This is a genomic window from Microvirga pakistanensis (assembly GCF_004458765.1).
GTDB classification, from domain to species: Bacteria; Pseudomonadota; Alphaproteobacteria; order Rhizobiales; family Beijerinckiaceae; genus Microvirga; species Microvirga pakistanensis.
Window position 1 is genome coordinate 1 of the sequence record NZ_SPJX01000048.1, and the last position, 9,337, is coordinate 9,337.

11 protein-coding genes and 2 pseudogenes are annotated in these 9,337 nt (G+C 57.2%); 12 read left to right on the forward strand and 1 reads right to left on the reverse strand.

The features are described from left to right. Window positions 1–371 precede the first annotated feature (371 nt). The 12 genes and pseudogenes from E4K09_RS30935 to E4K09_RS02570 all read left to right on the forward strand — a co-directional run bounded on the left by E4K09_RS30935 (window position 372) and on the right by E4K09_RS02570 (window position 8,676). A complete protein-coding gene (locus E4K09_RS30935) occupies window positions 372–737 on the forward strand; it encodes a S8 family serine peptidase (protein ID WP_425293805.1) in 366 nt (121 codons plus the stop codon). A 17-nt stretch (window positions 738–754) separates the two neighbouring features. Then, a complete protein-coding gene (locus tag E4K09_RS02525; RefSeq protein ID WP_134494959.1) occupies window positions 755–1,207 on the forward strand; it encodes a proprotein convertase P-domain-containing protein in 453 nt (150 codons plus the stop codon). Then, a complete protein-coding gene (locus tag E4K09_RS30610) occupies window positions 1,204–1,680 on the forward strand; it encodes a proprotein convertase P-domain-containing protein (protein ID WP_280177439.1) in 477 nt (158 codons plus the stop codon). Before E4K09_RS02525 ends, E4K09_RS30610 begins: the two co-directional genes overlap by 4 nt. A gap of 78 nt (window positions 1,681–1,758) precedes the next feature. Further along, a complete protein-coding gene (locus tag E4K09_RS30940; protein ID WP_166802122.1) occupies window positions 1,759–1,980 on the forward strand; it encodes a calcium-binding protein in 222 nt (73 codons plus the stop codon). Continuing rightward, on the forward strand, window positions 1,892–3,469 hold a 1,578-nt coding region (locus E4K09_RS02540; RefSeq protein ID WP_193557233.1), incomplete at its 3' end, for a cadherin-like domain-containing protein. The genes E4K09_RS30940 and E4K09_RS02540, both read left to right, overlap by 89 nt. A gap of 1 nt (window position 3,470) precedes the next feature. Then, window positions 3,471–3,533 (forward strand): annotated as a pseudogene (locus E4K09_RS30945) (hypothetical protein); the annotation flags it as partial. Between the two features lie 192 nt (window positions 3,534–3,725). Continuing rightward, a pseudogene (locus E4K09_RS30020) lies at window positions 3,726–4,247 on the forward strand (calcium-binding protein); the annotation flags it as partial. Between the two features lie 21 nt (window positions 4,248–4,268). Continuing rightward, window positions 4,269–4,670 (forward strand): calcium-binding protein, encoded by a 402-nt coding sequence (locus E4K09_RS30615; protein ID WP_280177440.1) that lies wholly within the window; start codon window positions 4,269–4,271, stop codon window positions 4,668–4,670. A gap of 574 nt (window positions 4,671–5,244) precedes the next feature. Next, window positions 5,245–6,930, forward strand: a complete 1,686-nt coding sequence (locus E4K09_RS02555; protein WP_134494967.1) for a methyl-accepting chemotaxis protein — start codon at window positions 5,245–5,247, stop codon at window positions 6,928–6,930. A 399-nt stretch (window positions 6,931–7,329) separates the two neighbouring features. Further along, window positions 7,330–7,767, forward strand: a complete 438-nt coding sequence (locus E4K09_RS02560) for a hypothetical protein (protein ID WP_134494969.1) — start codon at window positions 7,330–7,332, stop codon at window positions 7,765–7,767. After that, window positions 7,764–8,201, forward strand: coding sequence for a hypothetical protein (locus tag E4K09_RS02565; RefSeq protein WP_134494971.1), 438 nt, complete (start codon window positions 7,764–7,766; stop codon window positions 8,199–8,201). The genes E4K09_RS02560 and E4K09_RS02565 overlap by 4 nt, the downstream gene beginning before the upstream one ends. 256 nt (window positions 8,202–8,457) lie before the next feature. Next, a complete protein-coding gene (locus E4K09_RS02570; RefSeq protein WP_134494973.1) occupies window positions 8,458–8,676 on the forward strand; it encodes a DUF4287 domain-containing protein in 219 nt (72 codons plus the stop codon). A gap of 122 nt (window positions 8,677–8,798) precedes the next feature. Here E4K09_RS02570 and E4K09_RS02575 read toward each other — a convergent pair whose 3' ends face one another. Beyond that, window positions 8,799–9,125 (reverse strand): hypothetical protein, encoded by a 327-nt coding sequence (locus E4K09_RS02575; RefSeq protein ID WP_193557234.1) that lies wholly within the window; start codon window positions 9,123–9,125, stop codon window positions 8,799–8,801. Window positions 9,126–9,337 lie beyond the last annotated feature (212 nt).

Below are 9,337 nucleotides of genomic sequence, written 5' to 3' on the forward strand. Positions count from 1 at the left end.
CTGGCAGGAAATCCAGCGCTCCATGGTCGACCAGCTCTCCGAGGGCATGACGCTCAAGCCCGCCGTGAAGTACCAGAAGGTCGCACAGACCTTCGGCGTGCCGCGGGATAATCATTAAAACCCTGCGAATACGGGATCGTGTCCTATAACTGAGGAGCTTACGGTCCTAAATCGAACAGCCGCCTCGCCATACCTGCTCTTAGTCATTTAGCGCAGGTTTGAGCGAGGCGGCTTATTAGAAGGTTGGCCTCTTGCGAACAGAGTGAGCCGAACTGGTCGGAGGGGATGGTCGGCGTTGCCTACGGCTCGACGTTAATCGGAAACGATCACCCATTCTGTTCGAAAGCTACGACAGCTTTGCGAATGTCGACATCGTCAGCAACAGCTGGACGACAGGTCTGGACTTCCCGGAAAGCATCAAGGCAGACGCGCAGTCAGGACGCGGCGGGCTTGGAACCATCACTCTGTTTGCAGTCGGCAACGAGGCAGCGCAAGGAATCGACGTCAACCAGTACGCCAATCAGAGTTCGCGGCATGCTGTCACGGTCGGTGCTATCAATTCAGACGGCACAGTTGCTGCATACAGCAACCGTGGTACTTCGATTCTGGTTGTCGCGCCGGGGACGGCTATCCTCAGCACTGACGATCCAGGAGCGGACGGCTACAGCAATGCGGATGGAATACTGGGAGCCGATTACGCTATAGGAAGCGGCACGTTTGCAAGTACGCCCTTGTAGCTGGCGTCGTAGCCCTGATGCTCGATGCCAATCCCTTGTTGGGATGGCGGGATGTTCAGGAGATCCTGGCCTATTCCGCCTGGAACACCGATCCGACAAGCGCCGGCTGGATCACCAACGGTGCAAGCAACTGGAACGGTGGCGGCCTTCACGTCAGCCGTGACTACGGCTTTGGTCTCGTTGATGCCCGTGCAGCCGTTCGCCTTGCAGAAACCTGGACCAAGACCAGCACTTCGGCCAACGAGGTCTCCGCGGCCTACACGGCTGCCGTCAACCAGGACATTCCAGACAACACGGGCGCGTCAGTCTCCAGTTCGATCAATGTTTCCAACCGGATCGAAATCGATCACGTCGAGGTCACGATCGACCTCAACCACACCAATGTTGGCGATCTTATCGTTGAGCTTATTTCGCCGGACGGAACCAGGAGCCGGCTCATCAATCGTCTGGGGTTGATCCAGGCAGCCTGACGGACCGTGGTTCGACGAACGATACGTTGATCAAAACATATGCAAGCGTTCAAAACTGGGGTGAACTCAGTCAGGGCAATTGGACTCTGATCGTCCGGGATGCCGCAACGGGCGAGATCGGCCATGTGAACAGCTGGTCGCTGAAGATTTATGGCGACGCTGCTTCCAACGATGACGTCTACGTCTATACGGCCGATTTCGGAAACATGACGTCCGGCGCCGATGCTGCGCGCCGCATCCTGAGTGATGGCGCAGGCCACGACGCCATCAACGCGTCGGCGATCTTCCAGAACGCGGTGCTCGACCTGCAACAGGGCCATACCAGTCAACTTGCAGGTAACAACCTGACTACCGCAGTCGGAACCGTCATCGAAGATGCATATCTAGGTGATGGCGATGATCGTGTGACCGGGAACGAAGTTGCCAACCTTCTTTCCGGCGGCCGAGGCAACAACACCCTAAATGGTGGCTAGGGTGTTGATACCGCCAGCTACGCGACCTCGGGGGCCGCAGTTTCGATCGATCTCTCGGCCGGTGCTGCCCAAGGCGATGTGCTGATCGCCATCGAGAACTTGGAGGGGTCTGGATTCGACGACGAGCTCATCGGCAACGACCAGGATAATGGTCTTGTGGGCGGAATCGGAGATGACACGCTTAGCGGCATCGCCGGCAAGGACGTTCTGCATGGTGAAGCAGGCGATGACATCCTGTCTGGAGGAGATGGCGATGACTCGCTCTGGGGTGGCGCGGGCGACGATCACATTCGATGGTAGCGTCACCTTTGTGGCCGGCTTCAATGGAACGGACACCGTCACGGGCGCCGAATTCCTGACCTTCCAGGACAGAACGATCTATATTGGGGGCAGCAACACGGCACCGACGGCAGCACCGATCTTCAGGACTCTGACCCAGCGACTGGCGCTCACTCTGACAGGAGCTGAACTGCTGCAAGGGACGCATGATGCCGACGGAGATCAACTCAGCCTATTTTCGGCTTACGCATCGAGCCATGGACTTGTGACTCTGACGAGCGGCGGAGACATCCGTTTCACGATCGATCCGGATTTCGTAGGGACTACGACATTCGACTACACTGTGTCGGACGGCAAAGGCGGCATCGCCACCGCAACAGTATCCTTGACGGTCGATGCCGCTGCCACTTTCAACGGCACATCGGGCAACGACTTCTTCCTTGGTCTGGGAAGCGCCGAAACGGTCTATGGAAACGACGGCAACGATTGGCTCGACGGAGGGTATGGAATCGACAGCCTCTTCGGCGGAGCGGGTAATGATACGCTCCTAGGTGGCCCTGGTGCCGACTACCTCGATGGCGGAGATGGCGTCGACACGCTAGGTTATGAAACCGCCAATGCAGCGGTGGTTGTGAACCTTTCCACCGGAGCAGACAGTGCCGGTGACAGCTTCACGGGATTCGAGAACGTCGTCGGATCGATGTACAATGATGATCTCACGGGCGATGCTTACGCAAACACGCTCGATGGCGGATTGGGGAACGACACTCTCGATGGAGCGGGAGGAGCCGATAGCCTCGTTGGTGGTGATGGCAACGACTTGCTCAGCGGCGGAGGTGGGACAGACACTCTTGCCGGCGGTGATGGAATCGACTTCCTCTTCGGAGGAAGCGATGGTGACTCGCTGATAGGTGGCACGGGCAACGATACGCTTTGGGGAGGTGCTGGAGGGGATACCCTCAGCGGAGGCGGAGGCGTCGATGTCGCAAGTTATCGAGATGGCACTTCAGCTCGTACGATCGATCTGGCAACGGGCACGAAGTCCGGGAATGTTGATGCGAGCGGTGACGTCTATGTCAGCATCGAGGGTCTGGAATGCGGTACCTTCGATGACAAGCTAACCGGCGACAATGGTGCGAATTTTCTCATAGGCAATTCAAGAAACGATACTCTGACCGGCCAGTCGGGCAGCGACACGTTGGCCGGCGGCACAGGCAGTGACTCTCTGGTCGGCGGACTGGGCCTGGATACCTACATATTCAACCACGGTGATGGACAAGACGTTGTCTACGACACCGGATCCGATTCCGGTGACGTGCTCCAGTTTGGGAAGGGAATATCGGCCGCGCAGGTCATTGTTAGTCAGGCGGGCGCCGGGCAAGACCTCCTCCTGACCATCGGCACCGACAAGGTCACTCTCGACCAGACGGCTTACAGCTCTCTGTATCGGATCGAGGAAGTGCACTTTGCTGACGGCACGATGTGGACCTATGATCAAATATTCACCATGNAATGGTGCGGCTGGCAATGATACTCTGTATGGAGGCTATGGCAACGATACCCTCTCCGGTTGAATCGGAAACGACTTCCTTCAGGGTGACTCGGGTAGCGATACTTACCTTTTCAACGCTGGTGACGGTCAGGACACCCTCAATGACGACAACGGCTTCGGTAGCGGTGACGTGGATAGCCTCCAGCTCGGAGCCGGCATCAGCGCTTCCAACGTGATCGTCAGCTAGGCTGGTTCCGGCCATGATCTCGAGCTAACCATCGGGGCCGATAAGGTCACTTTGAATGAGGTGATCTATAATAGTTACTACCGGATCGAGGAGGTGCGTTTTGCCGACGGCACCATCTGGACCTATGCCCAGATGCTTGACATGGCGACGGTTGCCACTGCTGGGAACGACGTTTTCTACGGCGATGAACGGGCTAACGCTCTGAGCGGCGGGGCCGGAAATAACAACCTGTATGGCGGGTCGGGCAGCGATACCCTTGCCGGCGGGACAGGCAGCGACACCCTTCAGGGGAAAACCGGCAGTGATGTCTACCTGTTCAATGTCGGCGACGGTCAGGAGACGATCAGTGACAACGGCTTCGGCAGCACTGATGTGGATGTGCTGCAGTTCGGAGCCGGCATTATCGCGTCTCAGATCGTTGTCTCTCAGACCGGCTCGGGACATGATCTCTTGCTAAGGGCCGGAACCGATCAGGTTCTCCTTGATGAGGCAGTCTTCAGTACGTCTAGCCGGATCGAGGAGATGCGCTTCGCCGATGGGACGGTGTGGACCTATGCCCAGCTCTTCGACATGGCCACAGCCGCCACGGCTGGAAATGACCTGTTCTACGGCGACGAGCGCGCCAACAACCTCGGTAGCGGCGCCGGAAACGACACGCTGAGCGGCGGATCCGGAGGCGACACACTCGTCGGCGGAGCAGGCAATGACTCGCTCACCGGCGGTTCGAACTCGGATACATTCGTCTTCGATGTCGGCTTTGGGGTGGATGTGATCACCGATTTCAAGGCCGGCGCGAACACAGACGACGTCATCGAGTTCTCGACGGCCGTGTTCTCCGATCATGCGGCCGTGCTCGCAGCCTCTACGCAGTCCGGCAGCAACGTCGTGATCACCGCCGGCGCCGGCAGCTCCATCACCTTGAAGAACGTCACCCTCTCGAACCTCCATGCCGACGATTTCCGCTTTGTCTAGGAGCTGAACGATAGGGTCGCTTGGCTCAATTCCTGGATTCGAGGACATCCGTCAGATGTGATCCGGCTGTGAAGGCTTGCTCAAAAACGACCGTTTTTGAGCGGCGATGATGGAACTCGTGGGAAGTGGACCTTCATGTGCAGAATTGCAGCCTCAAGGCTGATGATCCGAGAAGCCCTTGTGAACAGACCTTCTCGGTATGAGGTAATGCTTCCGCTTTTGACCCATTCTGGACCTAAAGTTCTGGAGGCATGAATGGGCGGCGGCCGCCCGCATAACCGTTGGAGCCTCCACTGAGTCACGCAAAGATACCCAAAGCTCCGCGTGTAAGAACCTCATGGTGCGCTCAAATCAAAGGCCTAAAACTTAGTTAATATCGCTATATTGTTTATTAGGTATTTATACGGATTGATTTGAACAAAGCGAAGTTAGTAATTAGCACATCTTAGGGTCCATACCTCTCGCTACAATGCAGATATGCCGAGGAAGGCATAAAACCTCACGCTAAAAATGACCTTCCCGGACACAAACAACAATTTCCCGCCTGACAAACGGGCACTGGGGCGCAACAACAATGAACTTCCTGAACAACTTGCCAATTGGCAAGAAGCTACTGGCGGCCTTTTCCTTGATCGCTCTGGTCTCTGCCACAACAACCCTGTTAAACTTTCACAATTTGACTGTCATTCGCGACACCGAAAAATGGACGAGCCATACCTACTTGGTGCTCGAGAAATTGAACGGGGTCACGGCCGCCATGGTCGATCAGGAGACCGGCATCCGCGGCTACCTGGTCTCTGCGGATCCGAAGTTCCTCGAACCCTATAAGAGCGGTCTTGAAAGCTACGCCCGCGCCCTCAACGAGATCAGGACGCTGACCTCCGACAACCCGCAGCAGCAGGCACGCCTCGCAGAGCTCGACCGCTTCGCGCAGTCCTGGCGCAGCGAAGTGGCCGAGAAGGAGATTGCCTTGATGGCCGACGCGGGCACCCGCGAGCAAGCCCGCGCTTGGGAGGCGAGCGGAGCCGGCAAGACCGCTATGGACGGCATCCGTCAGAAGGCGAAGGAAATCGATCAGGTGGAGCGCGCCCTTCTTAGCCAGCGCGCACAGGAGGCGCAGCAGGCTCATTCGTCCTCAACGATCACGGCGTTGATTGGGATGGCCGCACTCATTGGTATTGCGATTGCGGCGGGGCTGTCATTGAGCCACGCTATTGCCCGTCCGATCAGGCTGATGACCGAGGCGATGAACAGTCTTGCGTCGAACGATCTGAGCATCGCTATTCCGGGTGTCGGTCGCCGGGATGAGGTCGGCTCAATGGCGTCCGCTATGGCAGTCTTCAAGGATGCGCTGATCGCAAAGCAAGCAGCCGACGAGGTAGCTGCTGTTGAGGCGGGCGCCAAGATGCGCCGTGCGCAAGTCCTTGACGAGCTCACCAAGCAGTTTGAGGCGAATGTCTCCTCGCTGACGCAGGGCCTGTCGGCCGCCGCGATCGAGATGGAAGCGACCGCTCAATCGATGACCCAAGTCGCTGACCGGACCAACGACCAGACCGTCAGCGCAGCGTCCGCGGCCGAGCAGACCTCTGCCAACGTGCAGACCGTGGCAGCGGCTACCGAAGAGCTCTCCATCTCCATCCGTGAGATCGCCTCCCAGGTCAGCCAATCGTCCCAAGTAGCAGAACGGGCAGTCGCCGGGACACAGCACACCTCCGCTACCGTGCAGGAGTTAGCCGCCAGAGCCGAGAGGATCGGCAACGTGGTGCAGTTGATCAACACCATCGCCGGCCAGACCAACCTGCTGGCCCTCAACGCGACCATCGAGGCGGCGCGTGCCGGTGAAGCCGGTAAGGGCTTTGCCGTAGTAGCGTCCGAGGTGAAGGAACTGGCGACGCAGACCGCCAAGGCGACTGAGGAGATCTCCCAGCAGATCGGCTCGGTGCAGCAGGCGACGCAGCAGACCGTCTCTGCGATCCAGGAGATTGCCCGCACGATCGCCGAGATGAGCCAGATCTCCACCTCGATCGCCGCCGCCATGGAAGAGCAGGGTGCCGCTACGGCGGAGATCGCCCGCAACGTCCAGGAGGCCGCCCGCGGCACCGAGCAGGTCACGGGAAGCATCGTGGACGTGCAGCAGGGGGCGGGTGAGACGGGAGCTGCGGCCAGCCAGGTATTAGGCACGGCTCAGGAGCTGGCGCGCCACTCGAGCGACCTTGGCCACGAGGTTGCCACCTTCCTCCAGGGCGTCAAAGCCGCGTAAGAATTGAGTGGCGTTCAAGTCGGGGCCCGCCCTACACTTGCTCGCGGATTAATCTTGTAGGCCAACTTCGAAGAAGGGTCGCTGGAAACAGCGGCCCTTTTCTCGTGCCGAGCGCGCCCAGATTTATCAAACACGTGCAGGAGTTCGAAGACGGCGGAGAAGGCGGTATCGGCTCCAGAGGGGGAATGGTGCGAAGGACCGGCTCTGGCACGGCGCTGACATTGTCAAAAGGTCTTCTTTTAGATCAAAGGCGGCTGGCATGCCGAACCCCTGACCTGGGGTACTCATAAACAAACGTTTTTGAGCGGCCGCCTTCGTTAGGGAATACCACGATTGTTCAAGTAGGACGCGGTTCACATGGCCAAGCCCCACGCCTAGATTGCGGCAGGAGATCTGCAGATGAGTTCGAAGCGCTTTGGAGCATTTGGAGCCGGAGTGATTGGCACATCCGTTTGGTTGATCGGCAGTGCTGCCTTTGCGTGGCTTCGTTGGGAAGAACTCTCGGAAGCCAAAATCGATGCTCTTGGAGATAGTCTCTCGGGCTGGATCGCTCCGCTCGCTTTCTTATGGATTATCATTGCAACTTGGCTGCAACGGCAGGAACTCCAGTTGCAGAGGCTAGAGTTAGAACAAACACGTATTGTCCTTGCAGAGCAGCAAAAAGAGCTGGAAAATACCGCGAGGGAAAATGCCGAGCAAACCGTAATCATGCAGTTGATGCTGAAAGCAGCAACGGAACAGGCTGTTTTTGAAGAACATAAACTTAGAATGTATTATATAGCACAGTATATTGATACTGTATCCCGCCATGAATCTATGGTTATGAAAGGTAGGTGAGGGGAATAACTCAACCCTACTCTGTATATTTCTTCAGGATTTTTGAAGCGGTAGCAGAAAATATCGTTAGCGTCGATGGCATACTCGTGAACTTTGCTGAAAATTTAGAGCGCCTAAATGACCTACTTCTAGCAACAACTCCAGGCGATACAGATGCTGCAAGAACGCGAAATCTAGAGGTCAGAAAAACAGCTCAATACATTCGGGACGAGGCCGAACAACTCGCGACGAATGCGCAGTACGTGAACAATCCCCTAATTGTGGCACGGTTAAAAGGCATCGAATTTGAGTGGATTCGCTCACGCATTGGCCAAGTCACGACACTACTACGCGCTCAAGGGCAACCTCATCCGACGCTTCTGCACACAATAGACCTCGCGGTGACTAACCAAGCGATGTGCAGCCTGCAGCGCCTGCCAGCTTGCTGCTGGTGATCCGATTGACCCTCAGTAACCCGAAATGTCGCCTTCTGGCACATTCCGGAAGTAGACTGAATGTCAGCTTAGGATAGGAACGCCCGACGTTCCTGTCAGTGAACAAATTTCAGTACCCGACCCGAAGCCGACACAAATCAGCCTGGCTTACATGGTTTGTGCACAGCACCACGTCTGTTTGCCGCTTGACGTCAGCGAGTCCTCCAGGATTCTTTAGTACTCGTACTCACACTGGGCTGGGTAAGGCATCCGTCAAATGGCTCAAGGAAACCAAGTCAAAGGTCCCGCTTCCTATTTTCCTTCCATCGAGAAAAATTATGGCCAGCCGATTAGCCACTGGATGAAAATTCTTGATGCTATGATTGGCAAAAAACACATGGAAATGGTTGCTGCTCTCAAATCAGAGCACAAGATGGGCCATGGCCATGCCAATGCTCTCGTTGCTCATCATCGGGCTCAGAACGAGAAGGTCTAACAGAAGCATTCTTGTTGGAACAATGGGCTTCGCGAGCGTGCCGGCGATCACCAATTCTATAAACTGTGTATCGGAAATCCGCTTGTAGAAGACACCGTCCTACCCTGTCGCGGTGATCCTAGTCATCGTAGGCTGTTCTGTTTCCCAACCGCGTCACCTTTCTCTAACGAGTTCTTAACCAGAGGCTCGGGTTGCGGCGTCTCGGCTGTGCTGGCAGGCAGGAACGGTAGCTCGACACGGGGCTGCTGGCCCGTGAGGGTGCGTAGGAAGGGGGCAATGTCGCTGGTCTCCTGCGGCGTGAGCTCCTGGCAGAGTTGGGCGACGCCCATGACGGCCACCGCCTGCTCCAGGTTCCAGACCTTGCTGCTGTGGAAGTACGGTGCCGTCAGCTCAACGTTGCGCAGCGGCACCGCGCGGAACACGTACTCATCGCTGGCGGTCTTCGTCACCGCAAACCGGCCCTTGTCCCTGGGCGGAAGAACGTCACTGCCGGGCCTCTCCACGACGCCGAACGGGAAATAGTCTTGTCCTCCAAGATTGATGCCGCTGTGGGCGTTGTCACATTAACTGATGGCGGACGCACTGAGGCAAATGCGTTCAACTGACGGGCTCACGCGGCAACGCAGGTTACAGACTTCCACGCCGCCGTGGCATTGAGGCG